This window comes from Lentzea sp. (assembly GCF_036380075.1).
In the GTDB taxonomy this organism is placed as follows: domain Bacteria; phylum Actinomycetota; class Actinomycetes; order Mycobacteriales; family Pseudonocardiaceae; genus Lentzea.
In genome coordinates, this window is the sequence record NZ_DASVFL010000291.1 from 39,924 (window position 1) to 61,176 (window position 21,253).

General features: G+C 70.2%; 19 protein-coding genes. 9 read left to right on the plus strand and 10 right to left on the minus strand.

Annotation, left to right across the window (positions count from 1 at the left end):
- Positions 1 to 124: 124 nt before the first annotated feature.
- Positions 125 to 2,107, minus strand: coding sequence for an acetate--CoA ligase (gene acs, locus VF330_RS30805; RefSeq protein ID WP_330855207.1), 1,983 nt, complete (start codon positions 2,105 to 2,107; stop codon positions 125 to 127).
- Between the two features lie 258 nt (positions 2,108 to 2,365).
- Here acs and VF330_RS30810 point away from each other — a divergent pair, with 258 nt between their 5' ends.
- Positions 2,366 to 3,094 (plus strand): oxidoreductase, encoded by a 729-nt coding sequence (locus VF330_RS30810; RefSeq protein WP_330855208.1) that lies wholly within the window; start codon positions 2,366 to 2,368, stop codon positions 3,092 to 3,094.
- On the opposite strand, the gene kynU is transcribed toward VF330_RS30810, so the two are convergent.
- Positions 3,084 to 4,247, minus strand: a complete 1,164-nt coding sequence (kynU, locus tag VF330_RS30815) for a kynureninase (protein ID WP_414675490.1) — start codon at positions 4,245 to 4,247, stop codon at positions 3,084 to 3,086. The two genes, VF330_RS30810 and kynU, sit on opposite strands and share 11 nt — an antisense overlap.
- The gene (locus VF330_RS30820; RefSeq protein WP_330855210.1) at positions 4,181 to 4,996 is read right to left on the minus strand and encodes a tryptophan 2,3-dioxygenase; all 816 of its coding nucleotides are present in this window, start codon (positions 4,994 to 4,996) and stop codon (positions 4,181 to 4,183) included. Before VF330_RS30820 ends, kynU begins: the two co-directional genes overlap by 67 nt.
- A 105-nt stretch (positions 4,997 to 5,101) precedes the next feature.
- Here VF330_RS30820 and VF330_RS30825 point away from each other — a divergent pair, with 105 nt between their 5' ends.
- From VF330_RS30825 to VF330_RS30835, 3 genes are read left to right on the plus strand one after another with little or no spacing between them, the layout of a single operon-like run.
- Positions 5,102 to 5,542: an Lrp/AsnC family transcriptional regulator gene (locus VF330_RS30825; protein WP_330855211.1), complete on the plus strand. Its 441-nt coding sequence runs from the start codon at positions 5,102 to 5,104 to the stop codon at positions 5,540 to 5,542.
- A gap of 38 nt (positions 5,543 to 5,580) precedes the next feature.
- On the plus strand, positions 5,581 to 6,015 hold the full coding sequence (locus tag VF330_RS30830) for an Rrf2 family transcriptional regulator (RefSeq protein ID WP_330855212.1): 435 nt from the start codon (positions 5,581 to 5,583) through the stop codon (positions 6,013 to 6,015).
- Between the two features lie 11 nt (positions 6,016 to 6,026).
- Positions 6,027 to 7,151 carry a globin domain-containing protein gene (locus VF330_RS30835; protein WP_330855213.1) on the plus strand — a complete coding sequence of 375 codons (1,125 nt, stop codon included), beginning with the start codon at positions 6,027 to 6,029 and terminating at the stop codon, positions 7,149 to 7,151.
- On the opposite strand, the gene VF330_RS30840 is transcribed toward VF330_RS30835, so the two are convergent.
- From VF330_RS30840 to VF330_RS30850, 3 genes are all read right to left on the minus strand, one after another.
- Positions 7,140 to 8,051: an N-acetylmuramic acid 6-phosphate etherase gene (locus VF330_RS30840; RefSeq protein ID WP_330855214.1), complete on the minus strand. Its 912-nt coding sequence runs from the start codon at positions 8,049 to 8,051 to the stop codon at positions 7,140 to 7,142. The two genes, VF330_RS30835 and VF330_RS30840, sit on opposite strands and share 12 nt — an antisense overlap.
- Positions 8,048 to 8,968 carry a MurR/RpiR family transcriptional regulator gene (locus VF330_RS30845; protein WP_330855215.1) on the minus strand — a complete coding sequence of 307 codons (921 nt, stop codon included), beginning with the start codon at positions 8,966 to 8,968 and terminating at the stop codon, positions 8,048 to 8,050. The genes VF330_RS30840 and VF330_RS30845 overlap by 4 nt, the downstream gene beginning before the upstream one ends.
- A gap of 73 nt (positions 8,969 to 9,041) precedes the next feature.
- Entirely contained in the window at positions 9,042 to 9,488 is a 447-nt protein-coding gene (locus VF330_RS30850) for a carboxymuconolactone decarboxylase family protein (protein WP_330855216.1), read from the minus strand.
- Between the two features lie 50 nt (positions 9,489 to 9,538).
- Here VF330_RS30850 and VF330_RS30855 point away from each other — a divergent pair, with 50 nt between their 5' ends.
- Positions 9,539 to 10,876: a PLP-dependent aminotransferase family protein gene (locus tag VF330_RS30855; RefSeq protein ID WP_330855217.1), complete on the plus strand. Its 1,338-nt coding sequence runs from the start codon at positions 9,539 to 9,541 to the stop codon at positions 10,874 to 10,876.
- Here VF330_RS30855 and VF330_RS30860 read toward each other — a convergent pair.
- The 4 genes from VF330_RS30860 to VF330_RS30875 all read right to left on the minus strand — a co-directional run bounded on the left by VF330_RS30860 (position 10,859) and on the right by VF330_RS30875 (position 16,669).
- Complete coding sequence (locus VF330_RS30860; RefSeq protein ID WP_330855218.1) at positions 10,859 to 12,382, minus strand: serine hydrolase domain-containing protein; 1,524 nt, start codon at positions 12,380 to 12,382, stop codon at positions 10,859 to 10,861. The genes VF330_RS30855 and VF330_RS30860 overlap by 18 nt on opposite strands.
- 7 nt (positions 12,383 to 12,389) lie before the next feature.
- Entirely contained in the window at positions 12,390 to 13,595 is a 1,206-nt protein-coding gene (locus VF330_RS30865) for a DUF1343 domain-containing protein (protein ID WP_330855219.1), read from the minus strand.
- Entirely contained in the window at positions 13,592 to 15,247 is a 1,656-nt protein-coding gene (locus VF330_RS30870; RefSeq protein WP_330855227.1) for a glycoside hydrolase family 3 protein, read from the minus strand. Before VF330_RS30870 ends, VF330_RS30865 begins: the two co-directional genes overlap by 4 nt.
- A gap of 627 nt (positions 15,248 to 15,874) precedes the next feature.
- Positions 15,875 to 16,669, minus strand: coding sequence for an HAD-IB family hydrolase (locus tag VF330_RS30875; RefSeq protein WP_330855220.1), 795 nt, complete (start codon positions 16,667 to 16,669; stop codon positions 15,875 to 15,877).
- Between the two features lie 455 nt (positions 16,670 to 17,124).
- Between VF330_RS30875 and ssd the strand changes: the two genes are divergently transcribed.
- The 4 genes from ssd to VF330_RS30895 form a co-directional block, all read left to right on the plus strand.
- Entirely contained in the window at positions 17,125 to 18,159 is a 1,035-nt protein-coding gene (gene ssd / locus VF330_RS30880) for a septum site-determining protein Ssd (protein WP_330855221.1), read from the plus strand.
- An 832-nt stretch (positions 18,160 to 18,991) separates the two neighbouring features.
- On the plus strand, positions 18,992 to 20,098 hold the full coding sequence (locus VF330_RS30885; protein WP_330855222.1) for a TadA family conjugal transfer-associated ATPase: 1,107 nt from the start codon (positions 18,992 to 18,994) through the stop codon (positions 20,096 to 20,098).
- Positions 20,092 to 20,862 (plus strand): type II secretion system F family protein, encoded by a 771-nt coding sequence (locus VF330_RS30890; RefSeq protein WP_330855223.1) that lies wholly within the window; start codon positions 20,092 to 20,094, stop codon positions 20,860 to 20,862. Before VF330_RS30885 ends, VF330_RS30890 begins: the two co-directional genes overlap by 7 nt.
- A partial coding sequence (locus VF330_RS30895) for a secretion system protein (RefSeq protein ID WP_330855224.1) occupies positions 20,859 to 21,253 on the plus strand: 395 nt, incomplete at its 3' end. The genes VF330_RS30890 and VF330_RS30895, both read left to right, overlap by 4 nt.

Sequence of the window (21,253 nt, forward strand, 5' to 3'; positions counted from 1 at the left end):
AGCGGGCACGACAAATTCGTGCCGACCAGACTTCCCGGCTCACCCTTCTCGGAATCCTAACGGCAACGGGCGCCCTCCGCAGAGGACGCCCGTCACGTTCGCGCAGATCAGACCCGGTTCAGACTCAGTCCTCCGACTTGCCGGACTGCAGGCCCGCCGAGATCAGGTCCATCACCGACGAGTCGGCCAGCGTCGTCACGTCGCCGACCGCGCGGTTCTCCGCCACGTCGCGCAGCAGGCGGCGCATGATCTTGCCCGAGCGCGTCTTCGGCAGCTCCGGCACGACCATGATCTGCCGCGGCTTCGCGATCGGGCCGATCTCCTTCGCCACGTGGTCGCGCAGCGCCTTGATCGCCTCGGCGCCGCCGGCGTCGTCACCGGCGCCGCCGCGCAGGATCACGAACGCCACGATGCCCTGGCCGGTGGTCTCGTCGTTCGCGCCGACGACGGCCGCCTCGGCCACGGTCGGGTGCGAGACGAGCGCGGACTCGACCTCGGTGGTCGAGATGCGGTGGCCCGACACGTTCATCACGTCGTCGACGCGGCCGAGCAGCCAGATGTCGCCGTCGTTGTCGTACTTCGCGCCGTCGCCCGCGAAGTAGAAGCCCTGCTCGCCGAACCGCGACCAGTACGTGTCGCGGTAGCGCTCCTCGTCGCCCCAGATGCCGCGCAGCATCGACGGCCACGGCTCGTCGAGCACCAGGTAGCCACCGCCGCCGTGCTCGACCTCGACGCCCTCGTCGTTGACGACCTTCGCGCCGATGCCGGGCAGCGGGCGCTGCGCCGAACCGGGCTTGGTCGACACGACACCGGGCAGCGGCGAGATCATGATCGCGCCGGTCTCCGTCTGCCACCACGTGTCGACGATCGGGGCCTTGCCGCCGCCGATGTTCTCGCGGTACCAGATCCACGCCTCGGGGTTGATCGGCTCGCCGACCGAGCCCAGCACGCGCAGCGACGACAGGTCGTGCTTGGCCGGGATGTCCGCGCCCCACTTCATGAACGTGCGGATCAGCGTCGGCGCCGTGTAGTAGATCGAGACGCCGTACTTCTGCACGATCTCCCAGTGGCGGCCCTCGTTCGGGGTGTTGGGCGTGCCCTCGTAGACGACCTGCGTCACGCGGTTCGACAGCGGGCCGTAGACGATGTAGCTGTGGCCGGTGACCCAGCCGATGTCCGCGGTGCACCAGTACACGTCGGTGTCCGGCTTGAGGTCGAACACGTTGAAGTGCGTGTACGACGCCTGCGTGAGGTAGCCGCCGGACGTGTGCAGGATGCCCTTCGGCTTACCCGTGGTGCCCGAGGTGTAGAGGATGAAGAGCGGGTGCTCCGAGTCGAACGCCTCGGGGGTGTGCTGGTCGGACTGCGAGTCGACCAGCTCGTGCCACCACACGTCCTTGTCGGTCCACGCGACCTCGGTGTCGGTGCGCTTGACGACGATGACCTTCTCCACCGACGGCGCGTCCGCGACGGCCTCGTCGACGGCGGGCTTGAGCGGGGCCGGGTTGCCGCGGCGGTACTGGCCGTCGGTCGTGATGACGAGCCGGGCCTCGGAGTCCTGGATGCGGGTGCGCAGCGCCTCGGCGGAGAAGCCGCCGAACACGACGTTGTGCAGCGCGCCGACGCGGGCGCACGCGAGCATCGCGAAGATCGCCTCGGGCACCATCGGCATGTAGATGGCGACGCGGTCCTCGGCGCCGATCCCCAGCGACGTCAGCGCGTTCGCCGCCTTGGAGACCTCGCGCTGGAGCTCGGCGTAGGTGATGGCGCGGGAGTCGCCGGGCTCGCCCTCCCAGTGGATGGCGACCTGCTCGCCGTGGCCGGACTCGACGTGGCGGTCGACGCAGTTGTAGGCGACGTTGAGCTTGCCGCCGACGAACCACTTCGCGAACGGCGCGCCCGACCAGTCGAGCACCTGGTCCCACTTGGTTTCCCAGTGCAGCCGTTCCGCCTGCTTCGCCCAGAACGCCTCGCGGTCGGCCTTCGCCTCCTCGTACAGCGCGGGCTGTGCGTTCGCCTGTGCCGCGAACTCGTCGGAAGGCGGGAACGTCCTGCTCTCCGTGAGCAGGTTGTCCAGGGCGTTGCCCTGGCCTGGCGACTGCGTCATGGTGCGAGACCTCCTGGAAAGTCCAGACCTGTCGTGGATGCGGGTACTGACCGTAGTGCGAGCCAGTTCACTTCGACAGGTTCCTCCTCAAAAAGGTTCAGACCAATTTGAGGAAGTCGGTTACACGGCTGTCACTGTGTAACCCGTTTCGTCTGGTCCGGGCACGTGTGGCGCGTTGAACGGGCGCAGTTGCGCGCTCAACGGTCCACCCAGTGAGCTGGATCACGCGTTTCACCTGGTCAGGTACTCTGCGCGACCGTGACCGATCCTCTCGCCCCGCTGCTCTCCCTGCCCGGTGTGGCCGAGGCCGCGAACGCCGCCAAGGACGCCGTCTTCCAGGTCCACCGCCACCGGGTGAACCTCCGCGGCTGGGCGACGACGGCGGCCGAGGCGTCCGTCCGCGCGGCCCGCGCCTCGGCGGCGATCGAGGGCGGCCCGACCGAGATCCCCGAATCCGGTGAGGTGTCCGACCCGGTGCTGGCCGGGTCGTTGCGGGTCGCCGAGGCGTTGGGTGGTCTGGTCGCGACGTGGCAGCGCGCGCCGTTGCAGGCCCTCGCGCGGTTGCACGTGCTGGCCGCCGCCGACCTGACGACCGACGTCGGCCGCCCGCGCGTCTCCGAGGACGTGTCGCAGCGGTTGGACATGCTCGGCTCGCTGGTCACCGGCGGGACGTCCGTGCCGGCGCCGGTGCTCGTCGCGGTGGTGCACGGCGAACTGCTCGGGCTGGCGCCGTTCGACGTCGCCAACGGCGTGGTGGCCCGCGCCGCCGCGAGGATGACGTCGATCTCCAGCGGGCTCGACCCCAAGGGCCTCGGCGTGCCCGAGGTGGCGTGCCTGCGCCGGTCCTCCGAGTACGAGGCGGCGTCCGTGGCGTTCGCGTCGGGGACTCTCGAAGGCCTGGCGCAGTGGATCCTGTTCGTCTGCTCGTCGGTGGAGGCGGGCGCCCGCGAGGCCAAGAGCATCGCGGACGCCGCACTCACCGGATGATCTCGGCCAGGACCTCGGCGGCCTTGACCGCGTCCTCGTCGGTCACGTAGAGCGGGGCGAACCCGAACCGCAGGACGTCCGGCGGCCGGTGGTCGCCGATGACGCCGCGGGCGATCAGTTCGTCCATGACGGCCCTGGCGTCCGGGCAGCGCACGGAGATCTGGTTGCCGCGGTTCTCCGGCGTGATCACTTCCAGTTTCGTGAGCTTCTCGACGTGCTCGCGGAACAACGCGGTGAGGGCGAGGCCGCGCTGCCGCAGCTCGGCGAGGTCGACGTCGTCCCACACGTCCAGTGCCGCGTCGAGCGCCAGCATCGACAGGATGTCCGGCGTGCCGACCCGTGCGCGTGCGATGCCGGGGTCCGGTTCGTAGGACGGCCGCATGCCGAACGGCTCGCGGTGCCCGTTCCAGCCCGAGAGCGGGTTCTCGAACGTGGCCTGCTTGTGCTTCGGCACGTAGATGAACGCCGGTGCGCCCGGTCCGCCGTTGAGAAACTTGTAGGTGCAGCCGATCGCGAAGTCGACTTGGAGCGCGTCCAACTCGATGGGCAGCACGCCCGCGCTGTGGCAGAGGTCCCAGACCACCTGCGCGCCGACCGCGTGCGCCTGCTCGGTGAGCGCCCTCATGTCGTGCAGCTCGCCGGTCCGGTAGTCGACCTGGTTGAGCAGCACCACGGCGGTGTCCTCGGTGAGGTCCAAAGAGGACGGGTGTGCCGCCCGGATCTTCAGGCCCGTCAGCGAGGCCACGGACTGCGCGATGTAGCCGTCGGTCGGGAACGTCGACTCGTCGCACACGATCTCGGTGCGTTCGGTGCCCTTCACCGCGCCCATCAACGCCTTGAAGACGTTGACCGACGTCGAGTCGCCGACCACGACCTGGCCGGGAGCGGCACCGACCAACCGGCCGACCCGGTCACCGACGCGTTGCGGCGTCTCCCACCAGCCCTCGGACCACGACCGGATCAGCCGCGTTCCCCACTGGTGCGCGACGACTTCCTGCATCCGCGCGGCGACGTGCTTCGGCGGCGGGCCGAGCGAGTTGCCGTCGAGGTAGACGACCCCTTCGGGGATGTCGAACAGCTCCCGCCTCACACGTAGCTCCTCGCGGTCCACAGCTCCGGGAACACCGCTCGTTGGGTGCGCTTCTCCAGCCATGCGACACCGGCGGAGCCGCCCGTGCCCACCTTCGAACCCATCGACCGGCGGGTCGCGAGCAGGTGGTCGTAGCGCCAGCGCGCGAACTCCTCCGCGATGTCGGTCAGCGCCTCGCCCAGCTCCAGCAGGTCGCGGTCGTCGCCGCGGTAGATCGCCGCCCACACCTGCTCGACCTCGGCGGACGGCTCGTAGGCCTGCGTGAGGTCGCGGTCCAGCACGGCCTGCGGGACGTCGAAGCCCTTGCGCCGCAACGCCGCCAGCACGTCGTCGTAGAGCGAGGGCTCGCCCAGCGACTTCTCCAGCTGGTCGTGCATCGCCGGCACCGCGCGGTGCGGCACGAGCATCGAGCGGGACTTCTCGCCGAGCAGGAACTCCATCTCGCGGTACATGCCCGACTGGAAGCCGGAGCCCTCGCCGAGCGCGTCGCGGAAGGAGTTGAACTCGGTCGGCGTCATCCGCGCGATCGGCCGCCAGGCCGCGGACAACGCCTGGAGGTGCAGGTCGGAACGGCGCAGCGTGCGGACCGCCGCGCGCAGGTCGTCGGCCCGCAGCTCGGTCTGGGCCTGCCGCCACTCGAAGCAGAGCAGGCCGAAGTACAGCTCCATCACCTGCGTGATGACCAGGAACGACATCTCGCGCGGGTCTTTGGACCACTGCTGCTGAAGGGTGTGCAGCACCGACGCGTGCACGTAGTCCTCGTACGGCGTGGTGCCACCGAAATCCAGCTTGGGGGAGACCGGGCAGCTCATGGCTCAATCGTCGCCGGAAGCGCCCGCCACCTGAATGGATGACGAAAGGCGTTCGCGCCGAACTTCTTCCGAACGCAAACCAGATCGCCGAGTAGCTTTGCGTTCATGTTGGACGAGGTGGACAAGGCCCTGTTGGAGGCGCTCCAAGAGGATGCGCGGCTGTCGTACAACGAGCTGGCGCGCCGGGTCCACGTCTCGCCGCCGACGGTCGCCCAGCGGGTGCGGCGGCTGGAGAACATGGGCGCGATCACCGGCTACCGGGCCGTGGTCGACCCCACCGTCGTCGGACGTCCGGTCGTCGCCCTGGTGCGCATGAAGTGCTACGGCCCGAGGTGCATCACGGTCCACCCGCAGCTGCTCGACGACCTTCCCGAGGTGGTCGAGGTCGTCCGGCTGACCGGGGACATCTGCTCGGTTGTGAAGGTCGTCACGACGTCCATCGTCGAGTTGGAACGGTTGCTGGTCCGCCTGGCGGCACACGGGGAGACGTCCAGCGCAATGGTGCTGTCGACGCCGATCCCGTGGCGTCCGGTGTTGCCCGGATAACACGCATCTGAGATTCCAATTAAGCTAGTGTCGATCATGTGAGGCTGACCAAGAGCACCGACATAGCGCTGAGGATCGTGATGCGCCTGGCCGTCGTCGACGGCCGGTCGAACCCGACCACGCGCGAGGTCGCCGACGTCATGGGCGTCCAGTACACGCACGCGGCGAAGGTCGTGTCCCAGCTCCAGCACCTCGGTGTCGTCGAGGCGAAGCGCGGTCGCGGTGGTGGGCTCGCGCTCACCGCGACCGGCCGTGCCGGCTCGATCGGCCACCTGGTGCGTCAGCTCGAAGGCGTGGGTGACGTCGTCGACTGCGAGGGCGACGTCCCGTGCCCGTTGAGCTCCGCCTGCCGGCTGCGCCGCGCGTTGCGCCAGGCCCAGGAAGCCTTCTACGCCTCACTCGATCCGCTGCGCGTCGATGACCTCGTCGCCGATCCCACCGGTCCTGTTCTGCTCACCCTGCAGCCCAGATGAGGAGCAATTCGATGCTCTCCCCCAAGTCGGCCGAACTGGTCGAGGCCACCCTGCCCGCCGTCGGCGCCGCGATCGCCGAGATCAGCGCGCTGTTCTACCAGCGGATGTTCGAGGAGCACCCGGTCCTGCTGCGCGACATGTTCAACCGCGGCAACCAGGCCAACGGCACCCAGGCCCAGGCGCTCGCCGGGTCGATCGCGGCCTTCGCGTCCGGGCTGATCGCCGGGCAGACGCCCGACGGGATGCTGCGGCGCATCGCCCACAAGCACGTCTCGGTCGGCGTCACGCCCGGTCAGTACGTCGTCGTCCACAAGCACCTGCTCGGTGCCGTCGCCGAGGTCCTCGGCGTCTCGGACGAGGTCGCCACTGCCTGGAGCGAGGTCTACTGGCTGATGGCCGACACGCTCGTCGGCATCGAGCGGTTCCTGCCGCAGGGCCAGCGGGAGCACCGGGTGATCGCCCGCTTCCAGGAGACCGAGGACGTGGTGACGTTCGTGGTCAGGCCGGTCGACGGGCAGGTGCGGCCGGGCGAGCCGGGGCAGTACGTGTCGGTGCAGGTCCCGCTCGCCGACGGTGCCCGGCAGATCCGCCAGTACAGCCTGTCCGGGCGGTCCGACGACGCCCTGCAGTTCTCGGTGAAGCGCGACGGCGAGGTGTCCAACCACCTGCACGACCGCACGCCGGTCGGCAGCACCGTGCTGGTCAGCCAGCCCGCCGGGGACGTGACGCTGCAGCCGGGCGACGGCCCGGTGCTGCTCGCGTCGGCCGGCATCGGCTGCACGCCGATGATCTCCATGCTCGCCGAGCTGGCGGCCACCGACTCGGCGCGGCAGGTCATCGCGGTGCACGGCGACCGCGACCAGCTCACGCACCCGTTCCGCGCCGAGCTCGCGCAGCTGGTGGCGAAGCTGGAGGACGCGCAGGCGCACGTCTTCTACGAGGAGCCGATCGGCGGGTGGCCGGCCGAGCGGACCGGGTTCGTCGACCTCGCCTCGGTGCCCGTGCCCGCCGGCACCACCGCCTATCTGTGCGGACCGATGCCGTTCCTGCGCGCGATGCGGACCCAGCTGCTCGCGGCGGGCGTCACCGACATCCACTACGAGGTGTTCGGGCCCGACACCATCTCAGCGGGCTAGCAGCTCCAGCGCGTCGCGGACGTGGCCCTTCGCGTCCTGCAACGCCTTCGCCGCACGGTCGGCGGGCACCCCGGCGAGCAGGTGGACCAGCGCCACCTTCAGGTCACCGGACGCCTCCGCCAGCGCCTGCTCGCACTCCGTCGCGGGCAGGCCGGTGGCCTCGTGCAGGATCCGGATCGTGCGGCCGCGCAGCTTCGCGTTGGTGGCGCGCATGCTGACCATCAGGTTCGAGTAGGTGCGGCCGAGCTTCACCATCACCGCGGTGGAGAACGAGGTCAGCACCAGCTTCTGGGCCGATCCCGCCTTCATCCGGGTGGACCCGGCGATCGCTTCGGGACCGGTGTTCAGGGCGATCAGCACGTCCGGCGTGAACGGCACCGAGGCGTTGTTCGACACCAGCACGGTGTGGGCGCCCAGCGCCCGCGCCTCTTCCAGCGCACCGATCACGAACGGCGTGCGCCCGGACGCCGTCACGCCCACGACCAGGTCGTTCTCGCCCGCGTGGCGACGGATCTGGGCGGCGCCGGAGAGGTCCTCGACCTCCTCGACGGCGCGGACGAGCGCTTCCTGGCCACCGGCGTGGTGGGCGAGGAACCAGTCGGCCGGCGCGTTGAACGTGGGCACCAGCTCGGCGGCGTCGAGCGTGGCGAGCCGGCCGGACGTGCCCGCGCCGACGTAGTGGACGCGGCCGCCGCCCGAGATCGCGGCGACGCCCAGGTCGACCGCGCGGGCCAGCTCCGGCAGCGCCTCCGCGACCGCCGCCGGGACCTTGCGGTCCTCGTCGTTGATCATGCGCAGCACGTCGATGGTGGAGACCCGGTCGATGTCCGCGGTGCGGGGGTTGCGCCCCTCGGTCGGGGACTCCACGCGCACCGCCACACCGTTCCGGGGGGAGGTCATTTAGACGTCTCCCGCGGTCGTCGCCTGCCGTCCGGCCGCGCGCCCAGCCGGTGGCCGGACACCGCCTCGTACGTGGCCTCCAGCGCCGTCTTCGCCGTGTCGACGTGGTGCTGGGCGACCCCGATGAACAGGCAGTCGATCACCGTGAGCTGGGCGATGCGGCTCGCCATCGCGCCTGAGCGGAAGGTGGTCTCGCGCGCGGCCGTGGTCAGCACGTGGTCGGAGACCTCGGTGATCGGCGAGCGCGGGAAGTTCGTCAGGGCGACCGTGGTGGCGCCGGTCTCGCGCGCGACGCGCAGGGCCTCGACGGTCTCCGAGGTCGAGCCGGTGTGCGAGATGCCCACGGCGACGTCCGCCTCCGTCAGCACGGCGGCCGACGTGAGCGCGATGTGCGTGTCGTTCCACGCGAAGCAGGTCAGCCCTATGCGGTGCAGCTTCTGCTGGAGGTCGAACGCGACGAACGCGCTCGCGCCGAAGCCGTAGACGTCGACGCGGCGCGCGCCCGCGACGGCCTGGACGACCTTGTCGAGCGCCTCGACGTCGAGCTGCTCGGCGGTCTCCTCGACGGCGCGGGCGTCCGCGAACGCGACCTTGCCGACGACCTGCCTGAGGTCGTCGCCGGGGCCGATGTCACCGCCCATGTTGTGGTTGGCCCTGGCCTGGCTGCGCGCCGTGTCCGCGGCGAGGGCGATGCGCAGCTCCGGGTACCCGCCGACGCCGATGGCCTTGCAGAACCGCGTCACCGTCGTCTCGCTGGTGCCCGCCTGCTCGGCGACCTCGGTGATGCTGCGGTGCGCCACCGTCGCCGGGTTCTCCAGCACCACCTTCGCGACGCGCTGCTCGGCACGCGCGAGACCCGGCAGCAACGACCGGATCTTCACCAGCGGACTGGACTCGGCACTGCTCTCAGAGGACACGTGGGAAACTTACTAACCGCCACTGCGACGGTCAACGGAGTGTGTCCGAAAGTCACTCTGTCGGCGCGGCCCGTCACCGCACGTCGGGGACCTTGCGGGTGGAGACGGCGATCCGGTTCCACGCGTTGATGGTGAAGATCAACGCGATGAGCTGCGCGAGCTCCTCCTCGCCGAAGTGCTCCGCGGCCCGCTCGTAGACCTCGTCGCTCACGTACTCGTGGCTGCTCAGGACGGTGATCGCCTCGGTCAGCCGCAGCGCGGCCCGCTCCTTCTCGGTGTAGAGGTCGCCGGCTTCCTCCCACGCGTTGAGCAGGTAGATGCGGGCCTCGGTCTCGCCTCCCTTCCGCGCGTCGACCGTGTGCATGTTGAGGCAGTAGGCGCAGTGGTTGAGCTGGGACGCTCGGATGCGGACGAGTTCGGCGAGCTGCTCGTCGAGGCCCTCGCGGGCGGCGGCGTCGAGCGCGATCATGGCGCGGTAGACCTTCGGGGCCTTCTTGGCGATGTCGATGCGGTTCGTCATGCACTGAAACCTATGCCGCTGATTGGCACTGTCCGTGGTGCAATCCGGTCGTGGAATCGTGGGCCAATCTTGACTTCCACCTCGACCTGTCCGGTCCGGGTGGGCTACGGCAGCGGCTGACGGCGTCGCTGCGGGACGCGGTCCGGTCGGCGCGGCTGCCTCCCGGCACCCGGCTGCCGGCCTCGCGGTCGCTCGCCGCCGATCTCGGGATCGCGCGCAACACCGTCGCGGAGGCGTACGCGGAGCTCGTGGCCGAGGGGTGGCTGGCGGCCCGTCAGGGTTCGGGAACCGTTGTCGCGCAACGGGTCGAGCCACCTCCGCCGGTCACTCGCCGGATCTCCCCGCCGGAGGTGCGGTTCGACCTGACCGTGTCGACGCCGGACGTGACGGAGTTCCCGCGCACCGAGTGGGTCCGTTCGACGCGGCGGGCGGTGATGGCGGCGCCGTCGGAGGCGTTCGGGCCTGGCGACCCGCAGGGGCGCATCGAGCTGCGGACGGCGTTGGCGGAGTACCTGGCGCGGGCCCGTGGCGTGCGGGCGGATCCCGAACGGATCGTCGTGTGCTCCGGGTTCGGCGGTGCCGTGCAGATGTTCGACAAGCTGCTCCGAGGGCCCGTCGTGGTCGAGGAGTACGGGCTGGAGTTCCACCGGTCGTTGTGGAAATCGACGGTTCCGCTGCCCGTGGACGATCACGGCGCGAACACCGAGCAGTTGCCCGATGAGCTGCGCGCCTGTGTTCTGACGCCGGCGCACCAGTTCCCGTTGGGAGGCCCTCTGCACCCGAGGCGGCGCGCTTCGGCCGTGGAGTGGGCACGGCGCGTTGGTGGCGTTGTGCTGGAGGACGACTACGACGGCGAGTTCCGCTACGACCGGCAGCCCGTCGGTGCGGTGCAGGGACTGGACCCGGAGCACGTCGTGTACCTGGGGACGTCGAGCAAGGCGCTGTCGCCGGCGTTGCGGATCGCGTGGATGGTGCTGCCGGACCGGTTCGTGGACCCCGTGCTGGCGTTGAAGACCGATCGCGAGCAACACGTCAGCATGCTCGACCAGTTGACGCTGGCCGACTTCCTGTCGTCGGGCTCGTACGACAGCCACGTGCGGCGCATGCGGCTGAAGTACCAACGGCGGCGTGATCGGCTCGTCGAGGCCGTGTCGCCGTATGCGTCCGTGTCCGGGATCGCAGCGGGAATGCACGCCGTGCTGGAGACGCCGCACGAGGACGCGATTGTCGAAACAGCGCGGGAACGGGGGATCGCGGTCAGCGCCCTCTCGTGGTTCCGGCACTCGATGAGTTCCGACGACCGGTCCGGCGTGGTGGTGAGCTTCGGGGCGCCCGCGTTTCCGCGGGCGCTCCCGTTCTTCGCCGAGGTGCTAGCGGCGTGCCACTGACCAGCCTTCGGCCGTGACGGCACCACGTGCGTGCACGTACACGCCACGGCCGTTGTACAGGCCTGCCTTGGTGTAGATGAACCGCGACTTCTTCTGTTCCGTGGCAACCCAACGGCGTTCCGTGGTGGTGATCGTGCGGACGTCCTGCCACTGGGTGCCGTCCCAGTGCTGGATCGTCAGCTTGTCGCCCTTGTCGACGTCGACGAACACCTCGACCGGGCGGTCCGCGGTGAGCGTGCCGCCGGAAGTCGTGGCACGCCACTGCTTTCCGCCCGACTGCACCGCGAGCGCGTTCGCCAGTCCGTCGGCGACCGCCCGTCGGGCCGGGTTGACGCTGCCCCAGTCGCGGCTCGGGTGCACGCGGTTGGTCAGCAGGATCGCGATCGACCGCGAGGCCTTGTCGACCACGAACGACGTGCCGGTGTAGCCGGTGTGCCCCGCGGTTCCCGGTCCGCTCAACGCGCCCATGTACCAGCGCTGGTCGAGCTCGAAGCCCAGGCCGTGGGCGTTGTCGGGGAACTGCTGGTTGAAGTTCGTCAGCATCAGCTCGACCGAGTGCTCGGTGAGGATCCGGCGGCCGTTGTAGGTGCCACCGTTGAGGATCGTCTGGCCGAGGACGGCGAGGTCCTCGGCCGTGCCGAACACACCGGCGTGTCCGGCCACTCCTCCGAGGGACCACGCGTTCTCGTCGTGCACCTCACCGCGGACCATGCCGCGTGGCGGTGCTGTCTGGAACTCCGTTGCCGCCGTGCGGTCCTTGGCCTTCGGGTTGTAGCCGGTGTCCTTCATGCCGAGCGGCTGGGTTATGCCGTCCCGCACGGCCTCGTCGAGGCGCTTGCCGCTGACCCTGAGGACCAGCTCGCCGAGCGTGATCAGGTTCAGGTCGGAGTAGACGTACGTGGTGCCCGGCGTGGACTTCGGCGTCACGTCCATGACGGCCTTGATGCGGGACGGGACGTCCGGGTACTTCTGCCACAACGGGATGAACGGTTCGAGGCCGCTCGTGTGGGTGAGCAGCTGCTTGACGGTGATGTTCTCCTTGCCGTTCACGCCGAACTCGGGCAGGTAGGCGGCGACCTTCTCGTCGATCCCCACCCGGCCCCGCTCGACCTGCTGGATCACCGCGATCGAGGTGAAGAGCTTGGAGATGGAGGCGAAGTCGAAGATCGTGTCCTTGCGCATCGGGACGCGTTCGTCTTCCGGCAGCTGGGTCTGCTGGTCCTCGTACAGAACCGCGTAACCGGTGCGGTCGTGCGTGACGATCTTGCCGTCGTGCACGTACATCGTGACGGCGCCGGCGTAGAGCGGTTTGCCGTTGGCCTGCGGCTGGGTGAAGTCGCGGACCTGGCGCAATGCGGCGTTGATCGGCTCGGGGTCGAGGTTCGCCCAGTACGGGTTGGACTCGCGCAGCGTGGTCCACGCCGGCGCGAAACCGTCCTGGGGCTGGTCGAAGTGGCCGGGGACCGCGACCGTCACGAGTGCGGCGGCCAGGGCGGGGATGAGCATGGCGTCCTCACCGGTAGCGCAGGTAGGGCTGGCGGGTGCGGCGGAACTGCTGGAGCTCCTGCTGCCACGCGCCGACGACCTCGTCCAGAGGGGCGTTGGCGTCGATCATCGTGCGCAGCCTGGCGGAGCCGCTGAGGTTGTCGATCCAGTTGTCGGGCCGCCACGCGAAGACGTCCGGGTACAGGGACTTCGCGGTGATCAGCATGGCCACGGCGGCCCTGATGGCGTCGAACCGGGCCGCGTCGGTGACGTGCAGGGTGACGCCGCCGCAGGTCTGGCCCTGGAACTTGTTGAACGTCGGCGAGAAGTAGGTCTCGCGGAACCGGACGCCCCGAAGGCCCAGGGCGTTCAGCGCCTCGGCCCAGCGCCAGTCGATGCCCGGCGCGCCGACGGTCTCGAACGGGCGGGTGGTGCCGCGGCCCTCGGACAGGACCGTGCCCTCGAACAGGCACGTGCCGGGGTAGGCGAACGCCGTGTCCTGAGTGGGCATGTTCGGGCTCGGCGGGACCCACGGCAGACCCGTGTCGAGCTGGTCGCGGCGCCAGTCGCGGACGTCGACCACGTCGAGGCCGGTCCGTACGCCGAACTCGCCCGCGAAGAGGCGGGCGAGCTCGCCGACGGTCATGCCGTGCTGCTGCACGATCGGCTTGAGGCCGACACCCGTGGCGTACGCGGGGTCGAGCTGCGGGCCGTTCGCGGTGCCACCGATGGGGTTCGGCCGGTCGAGGACGACGAAGCTCAGGCCCTGTGCGGCCTGCATCGCCGTGTAGAGCGACCAGATGTAGGTGTAGAAACGCGCGCCCACGTCCGCGATGTCGAACACGACCGTGTCGATGCCCGCTTTCACGAACATCGCCTGGAGCTTCGTGGCGTTGGCGCCGTACGCGTCGTACACCGGAATGCCGGTGCGCGGGTCCTGATAGCTGCCCTCGGAACCGCCGGCCTGTGCCGTGCCGCGGAAGCCGTGTTCCGGTCCGAACACCGCTGTGGGCTTGGCGCCGTGGGCGACCATCGAGTCGACGATGTGCGTCTGGTCCGTGAGGACACCCGTCGGGTTCGTCAGCACGCCGACCTTGCGGCCCTTGAGCTTGCGCCAGCCGTCGTCCGCGAGTTGCTGCGCGGCGGTGGTGAGCCTTCCGGTCGCGCGGGCGGTACCCGTGCTGACGAGGGGGACGGAGAGGGCGGTCGCGGTGAGGAAGCTGCGCCGCCTCACCACGTCACCCCGTGGCCGAACGGGTAGGGCGTCGGGCCGGGGACGTCGACCGGGAGCTTGCCCTGCGGCTTGACCTCGCCGAGCAGGACCCTGGCCAGCGCCTCCATCGACACCGTGGTCGTCGAGTAGGTCGCCAGCCACGTCTTCGCGCCGCTGTAGGCCACGTCGTACGGGTTGCCCGTCGCGACCGCGATGACCGGCTTGCCGGTGGCGACCAGCTGGTTGACCAGGTCGACCTGGGCAGGCCGGGTGCTCGCGCCGTTGGTCAGCACGACGATCTTGTCGGCGTTCGCCGCCGCGGCCACCGCCTGCTGGACCTGGGCGGCCGTGGGGCTGGTCGCGGTGACGACCTTGGTGCCCTTGAGCCTGGTCGCGAGGGTCGTCGTGGCGGCGTCGGCGGTGCCGACGACCAGGGGAGCGGTGGCGTTGAGCGGGATCGCCTGCTGGTCGTTGCGGACGGCCGTGATGGTGCGGTCGGCGATGGCCTGGGCCTTCTCGGCGTTCGAGCCGACGACCTGGTCGACCTTGTTCTCGTCGACCTGGGCGGTGAGCATGACGCCGCGCAGGAGCTTCATCTTCAGGATGCGCAGGACGCTCTGGTCGATGCGCTGCTCGGAGATCTGACCGCCGCGCACGGCCTTGACGACGCTGTCGATCGCGAGACCGAGGTTCGGCGGCATGAGCAGCTGGTCGACGCCCGCCTTGACGGCCAGCACGGGGATCTCGGCGTCGGTGTGGAGCTTGCGGACGCCCTCCATCTCCAGCGAGTCGGTGACGACCACGCCGTCGTACTTCAGCTCCTCGCGCAGCAGCCCGGTGATGATCTTCGGGCTGAGCGTGGCCGGGTCGCCCGACGGGTCGATCTGCGGCACCTGGATATGCGCGGTCATGATCGAGTCGATCTTGGCGGCGACGGCGGCCTTGAACGGCGGCGCGTCGATCTGGCGCCACTGGTCGAGGCTGCGGTTGGAGACGGGCAGAGCGGTGTGGCTGTCCTCGGACGTGTCGCCGTGGCCGGGGAAGTGCTTGGCGGTCGAGGTGACCGATTCCTGGTCGAACCAGCGGTGGCCCTCGTAGCCCTGCACCTGGGCCTTCACCATGTCGGCCGCCAGCTTCGGATCGCTGGAGAAGCTGCGCACGCCGATGATCGGGTTGGCCGGGTTGGAGTTCACGTCCGCGTCCGGCGCGAAGTTCTGGTTGATGCCCATCGCCCGGAGCTCCTGGCCGGTGATCCGGGCGGCCTCCTCGGCGTCCTTCGTGCTGCGGCCGGCGCCGAGGGCCATGTTGCCCGGCAGCTGCGTGGCCGGCGGCCCGATGCGCGTGACCAGGCCCATCTCCTGGTCGGTGGAGATGAGCAGCGGGATCTTGCTGGCCTTCTGCAGGCCGTTGGAGAGCTGCGCGACCTGCCTCGGGGTGTCGATGTTGTCGCGGCTCGAGTTGTTGAAGTAGATGACCCCGCCCGGCTGGTACTTGCGCACCATCTCCGCGGCGGTGGCCACGCCGAAGTCTGTCTGGTTCTTGGGGTGCGGGACGTCGGCGGCCTGGCCGTTGACGTAGGTGACGAACAGCTGGCCGACCTTCTGTTCCAGCGACATCCCGCGGAGCGTGGTCACCGAGGCGTCCGCTCTCGCCACCGGCGTGAGGGCGACCATGGCTGTGACCAGCGTCAACGCGGCGAACTTCCGCACTTGTCCGTGCCTCCCGGTGATGTTCCCACCTGTACCTCGCGTATTTCGCAAGTTACTCACGGCTGCGTGGTGGGTCAACGGGAGCACATTGTGCCGTTCGGATGCACTTTCCCCGGAACGAGCAAACGGGGCACCCTCGAAAGGGTGCCCCGTCGACAGCGCGGGCCAGCGAGCTACCAAGCGTGCAACTCGTGTCGTACAACCCTGGCCTCGGCGTCCGGCGTCCCGGTACGCAGGCCCTAGACGACAAGCCTCCCGCGGCGTGCCGCGCGTGGGTACTCGTAGTCCGCGCACGGAGCTCTGCCGGGGTGGAGTCTGGCTTCTCTTCGCCAGGTCCCTGGCCGACCCGAGGTCCGCACCACCTATTTAAGTGCGTGGGCCCGGTCACAGCAAGGGCTCGGAAGGGTGCACCGGTCAAGCCACGTTCAGTGAGGAAAGCACTGCGGTTTCAGCATTTGTGAGCCCGCGTTCGCGTTCCGGTACCGCTGACAGGGCGGTGGCGTGCACTCACCGGGGCACCACGTGCGCGGGCCGTTGCCGCTACCCGCCGGTACCGGGTCTCCATCGGGTTCTTGCGTTGTACGGCCTTGACTAATCGCGCCCGCGCTTGCGCCGCAGGCCGTACCAGGCGGCGCCGGCCGCGGCGACCGCGCCGATGCTGATCGCCGTGACCGCCACCGCCCGGCCCGACGGGGTGGGGATGCGGGCGCGCAGGCTCACCGGGTCCACGAACTGCAGCACCGGCCAGTCCTTCTCGGTGGCGGTGCGGCGCAGGCCCCGGTCCGGGTTCACGGCGGTCGGGTGGCCCACGACCTCCAGCATCGGCAGGTCAGTGACGCTGTCGGAGTAGGCGTAGCTCTTCGACAGGTCGTAGCCGTGCTCGGCGGCCAGCTGCTTGATGGCGACGGCCTTGTTGTCGGCGGCGCAGTAGAAGTCGACCTCGCCGCTGTAGCGGCCCTCGTGCACGACCATCCTCGTGCCGACGCTGAAGTCCGCGCCGATCATCTGGGCGATGGGCGCGACGAGCTCCTCGCCGGACGCGCTCACGATGACGACGTCGTGGCCCTCCGCCTTGTGGTCGGCGATCAACTGCGTCGCCTCCTTGTACACAAGGGGGTCCACGATGTCGTGCAGCGTCTCGCTGACGATGCTGCGGATCTGTTCGACGTCCCAGCCCGCGGCCAACGCGGTGATGTGCGCGCGCATGCGGTCCATCTGGTCCGCGTCCGCCCCGGCGAGCATGAACACGAACTGCGCATAAGCGCTCTTCAGCACCGCGCGGCGGTTGATCAGCCCCTCCTGGAAGAAGGGACGGCTGAACGCCAGCGTGCTCGACTTCGCGATCACGGTCTTGTCGAGGTCGAAGAAGGCGGCGATCCGACTCATGGACGTCAGCTTAGGTGTACTGGTCAGTAGGCCGTTCGGGCGGCATTTCGGCCGTGTACGAAACCGTTGTGCTGCACGGTTACCGAAACTTGGCCCGCAGCTGTTGCCGAAGTTGCGCGCGGCACTGGCGCATGGGGATACAGTAGGAGAGTCCGGTTCGACGGACGGGTTCAGTCCGACCCCCCGGGACTGAACCATTGACGACCCCCGTCCCTCCCCCCTGGCGGGGGTCGTCCCATATCCGGACCCCGTTTCCGCGTGAGCGCGACTGGACCTCTGACGTCCTCGCGGCCTCGTCGATCTTCAAGCGGCCCAACCCTTCAGCGTCGCACACGCCACCGACAGCCTCGCGTCTCCAAGGCGTCCAAGATCGCGACTTGTCCACACCCCCGGGTTTGTCCACATCTGGATCTTGACCCGTTGTGTCGTTCCTCACGACGAACGACGGTGGACCCATGCCCAACCCCATCGCCCTGCTCACGGACACCGACCTCCTGGACGAGGTCCTCCGGGTGGCCGCCGCGGCCGACTGCCCGCTCCACTGCGCCCCGGACGTCACCGCCCTGCGCGCCCAATGGCACACGGCACCCCTGGTCCTCCTCGACCCGGCCGCCGTCTCCGCCTGCCTCGACGCGGGCTTCCCCCGCCGCACCGGTGTCCTGGTCGTCCACGGAGGCGACCCGCCCTGGGCTCCGGCGGTGGCACTGGGCGCCGACGGCGTCCTGGAGCTCCCGGTGGAAGGCCGCACCCTGGTGGGCGCCCTGAGCGACCTCGGCGAAGGCCCGCCGTCCGACCTGGGCCGAGTGGTGTCCTTCATCGGCGGCCGGGGCGGCGCGGGAGCCTCGATCCTCGCCATAGCCTGCGGCCGGGAGGCGGTCGCGGCCGGCGGCGAAGCCATGCTCGTCGACTGCGACCCCCTGGGCGGCGGCATAGACCTGGCCCTGGGCACCGAGTCCGACGAGGGCGCCCGCTGGCCGGGCGTGCACTGCAGCGGCGGCAAGGTACCCATGTCGGCCCTGAAAGCAGCCCTCCCCACCTCCACCAGCCTGAGCGTCCTGGCCTGCGACCGAGCAGGCCCAGACCCCGAACCGGCAGCGGTCGCGGCGGTCCTCGACGCCGGCCGCAGAGCGGGCAACACCGTGGTCTGCGACCTGCCCCGCCACCCGACGGCAGCAGCCGCAGCGGCCCTCGACCGCACCGACCTCACGGTCCTGGTGGTCCCCGCCGAGGTGAGGGCCACCGCGGCGGCCAGCCGAGTGGCCTCCCGCCTCCTGACCCAGGGCAGAACCGTCCGCCTGGTCGTCAGAGGCCCCTCACCGGGCAACCTCCAGGCCGCCGAGATGGCCGACGTGATCGGCATCCCCCTGCTGACCAGGATGCGCCCGGAACCGGGCCTGGCCGAGGTGCTGGAACGAGGCCGCTTCCCGCGCAACGCCAAGGGCCCGCTGGCCACAGCGGCCCGCCAGGTCCTGAAGGAGCTGCGCCCGTGACCCGCCCCACCGACCCGCGCCGTGCACCGAGCCCGTGCACCGGCTCGACCGCGGCACAGCCCCAACCGGCGGCGCAGCCTCAAACCGTGCCGCAGTCCTGCTGTGTGGGCACACCTCGATCTGAAGTACCGCCCCAACCCGCACCGCCGCCCTGCCCCGGGGATGCGTCCCAACCCGTTGCACAGCCGGAATCCACGCTGCCGCCCCACTCCGCCGCCGCGCCTCATCCGACAGCGCAACACCGGCCCGTGTTGCCGCCTCACCCCACCGCCGCGGCCGATCCAACAGCGCAACGGCAGCCCGCGCTGCCGACCCGCCCCGCCGCTGTACTCGAGCCGGCAACGCAGCCCCAGCCCGCGTTGCCACCTCACTCCACCGTGGCGCGCTCGGCCGCCGCCGAACCCCACTCCGCGCGGCGCCACCCTGCCGTCGCCCAATCCCGGCCCGCGCCTCAACCCCCGGCGCGGCCCCGTCCCCGGCCGGCGGCTCGACGCCCGCTCCAGGTGTGGCCCACCGAAGTCGAGATCCCCGCGCCGCGAAAGGACCCGTGCCCGTGACCAGCACTCCCGGCCAAGACCCGCAGCGGCCCAAGGAACCCCCGCCCGTCACCCGCCTTCGCGTCTGGTGCCGGATGGTCCGCAACCTCTTCGTCTACGGCCGTCCCATCCCACCCCGCTACATCTTCCGGGAGCCGCCGAAATGAACCGCTTCCTCATCTGGTGCAACGAAACCTGGCGCCGAATGACCGGCCGCGAGATCACCTACGGCCGTCACGCCCGCCGCCCCGAGGTGGCGACATGACCGCGGCCGCTCACCACCCGAGGTGCGCCCCATGACCTCCACCCTCATCGACCGCGTTCGCCACCGCCTCGCCGGCACCGACACGGAGATGACCGCGGCCGTCGTGGCGCACGCGGTCCGCTCCGAAGCCGGTGGCGTCCTGGCCGACGGAGACGTCTTGGAGGCCCTCCAAGTCCTCCGCCAGGAGTTCAGCGGTACCGGCCCGCTCGACCCGCTCCTCGCCGATCCCGGCACCACGGACGTCCTGGTCACCGCGCCGGACCAGGTCTGGGTCGACGGAACCACGGGCCTGCGCCGCACCGCCATCACGTTCCCCGACGAAGACGCCGTCCGGAGGCTCGCCCAACGCCTGGCGGTCGCAGCGGGCCGGCGCCTGGACGACGCCTCGCCGTGCGTCGACGGCTGGCTGCACGGCAGCGGAGTCCGGCTGCACGCCGTGTTGCCGCCGATCGCGGACAGCACCTGCCTGTCGCTGCGAATCCTCAGACCGGCCACCCACGACCTCGACGAACTCCAGCGCCTCGGCACGTTCGACGCGGAGATCGCCGAGGCGCTGCGCGCGATCGTCCGCGAGCGCAAGGCGTTCCTGATCATCGGCGGCACCGGGTCGGGCAAGACGTCGCTGTTGTCGGCGCTGCTGGGGTGCGTGCCACCCGACGAACGCATCGTGTGCGTGGAAGACGCCGGTGAGCTGCAACCCGACCACCCGCAGTTCGTGCGGCTCGTCGCCAGGCCGGCGAACGTCGAGGGCGCGGGGGAGATCACCGTCAGGGAACTGGTGCGGGAGGCGCTTCGGATGCGGCCCGACCGGATCGTCGTCGGTGAGGTCAGAGGTGCGGAGGTGAGGGAGCTGCTCGCGTCGCTGAACACCGGGCACGAAGGCGGCGCCGGAACCCTGCACGCCAACTCGCTCAACGAAGTTCCAGCGCGGCTCGAAGCGTTGGGAGCGCTGGGTGGTCTCAGTCCACAAGCGCTGCACAGCCAGGTCGCGGCGGCGGTCCAACTCGTCCTGCACATGCGCCGGGACGAGAACACCAGGTACCTCAACGAAATCGGCGCCATCAAACGCACTGATCGAGGACTCCTTGTCCGTCCTATATGGACGAAACGGCACGGCTGGCAGGAGCCGCTGTGCTGAGCCTTCTGCTCGTGGCGGCAGCGCTGCTGGTCTGGCCGCATCTCAAGCACATCCGTCGCCTCAGACCTGAAGACAGGAGGATACTCGTTGTCCCGCAAGCGGTGTGGTTCGTGGCAGCGGCGGCGATCGTCTACCTCGCGGCAGGCGTCGGCGGGCTGATTGCCGCAGCCGTCCTGACGGCGGTCATCCACCGGAGCGTCAAGCAGAACAGGCACGCCAAAGCCGTCAAGGCGGCGAGTGAGGCGCTCAGCAGCGGCCTGGGCGGCGTGGTCGACGAACTCAGAGCGGGCGCCCACCCCGCGGCTGCGGCCGAAGGAGCGGCACAAGACACGCCGAAGCCCGCCAACGAGGTGCTGAAAGCCGCGGCGGCGGCAGCGAAACTCGGTGGCGACGTCGAACGCACGTTGCGTGACCTGCGCCAACCGTTGCTGGAGACAGCGACGGACCAGCTCGCCAAGGCGTGGCACGTGTCGGCGAAGCACGGTGTGGCGTTGGCGGACGTATTGGACGCCACGAGGCGAGACCTCGACGAGCAAGCGGCGTTTGCGCGGCAGGTCAACGCGCGCATGGCAGGGCCGCGAGCCAGTGCGGCCGTGCTGGCCGGGTTACCCGTGTTGGGGATTCTGCTCGGCGAGCTCAGCGGGGCGAGACCGGTCCACGTCCTCACCCAAACGGCAGCGGGGCAGTTCCTGCTGGTCCTGGGTGCGGTGTTCCTCGCAGCCGGGCTGGGGTGGACGCGGAAGATCACCGAGGTGCGGCCATGACGTTCCTGCTGCTCGCCCTGGCGGTGCTCGCCGCGCCGGTGCCGCGGGGGGTCGACCGGCTCAGGCCCCAGGCCCACGATCCGCCGACGCCGAGTGCGAGGACCGGTGGTCCGTTCGAACTGGCCGCGGCCTGGGACCTGTTGGCCGCCTGCCTCAAGGCGGGGTTGCCGGTGCCGACGGCCATCCAGGCGGTCGGCATCAGGGAACTGAGCCAGGTCGCCGAACTGCTGAGACTCGGGGCCGATCCCGTCACCGCGTGGGCGTCCGCGCTGGAAGAGCCCACCACCGCGCCGTTGGCCAGGGCCGCGCGGCGGACGGCCCGGTCCGGTGCCGCGCTGGCCAGGCAGGCCGCCGAGCTGGCCCGGCGGACCAGGACCGAGGCGATGAACGA

What these genes read in the sequence shown, in the direction of transcription:
- VF330_RS30850 (WP_330855216.1), bottom strand. Translation starts at nt 9,488, where the DNA reads ATGACGAACCGCATCGACATCGCCAAGAAGGCCCCGAAGGTCTACCGC.
- kynU (WP_414675490.1), bottom strand. Translation starts at nt 4,247, where the DNA reads ATGGCTGGAGAAGCGCACCCAACGAGCGGTGTTCCCGGAGCTGTGGAC.
- ssd (WP_330855221.1), top strand. Translation starts at nt 17,125, where the DNA reads ATGCCCAACCCCATCGCCCTGCTCACGGACACCGACCTCCTGGACGAG.
- VF330_RS30825 (WP_330855211.1), top strand. Translation starts at nt 5,102, where the DNA reads ATGTTGGACGAGGTGGACAAGGCCCTGTTGGAGGCGCTCCAAGAGGAT.
- VF330_RS30820 (WP_330855210.1), bottom strand. Translation starts at nt 4,996, where the DNA reads ATGAGCTGCCCGGTCTCCCCCAAGCTGGATTTCGGTGGCACCACGCCG.
- VF330_RS30875 (WP_330855220.1), bottom strand. Translation starts at nt 16,669, where the DNA reads ATGAGTCGGATCGCCGCCTTCTTCGACCTCGACAAGACCGTGATCGCG.
- VF330_RS30840 (WP_330855214.1), bottom strand. Translation starts at nt 8,051, where the DNA reads ATGACCTCCCCCCGGAACGGTGTGGCGGTGCGCGTGGAGTCCCCGACC.
- VF330_RS30870 (WP_330855227.1), bottom strand. Translation starts at nt 15,247, where the DNA reads ATGGTCGCCCTCACGCCGGTGGCGAGAGCGGACGCCTCGGTGACCACG.
- VF330_RS30835 (WP_330855213.1), top strand. Translation starts at nt 6,027, where the DNA reads ATGCTCTCCCCCAAGTCGGCCGAACTGGTCGAGGCCACCCTGCCCGCC.
- VF330_RS30885 (WP_330855222.1), top strand. Translation starts at nt 18,992, where the DNA reads ATGACCTCCACCCTCATCGACCGCGTTCGCCACCGCCTCGCCGGCACC.
- acs (WP_330855207.1), bottom strand. Translation starts at nt 2,107, where the DNA reads ATGACGCAGTCGCCAGGCCAGGGCAACGCCCTGGACAACCTGCTCACG.
- VF330_RS30860 (WP_330855218.1), bottom strand. Translation starts at nt 12,382, where the DNA reads ATGCTCATCCCCGCCCTGGCCGCCGCACTCGTGACGGTCGCGGTCCCC.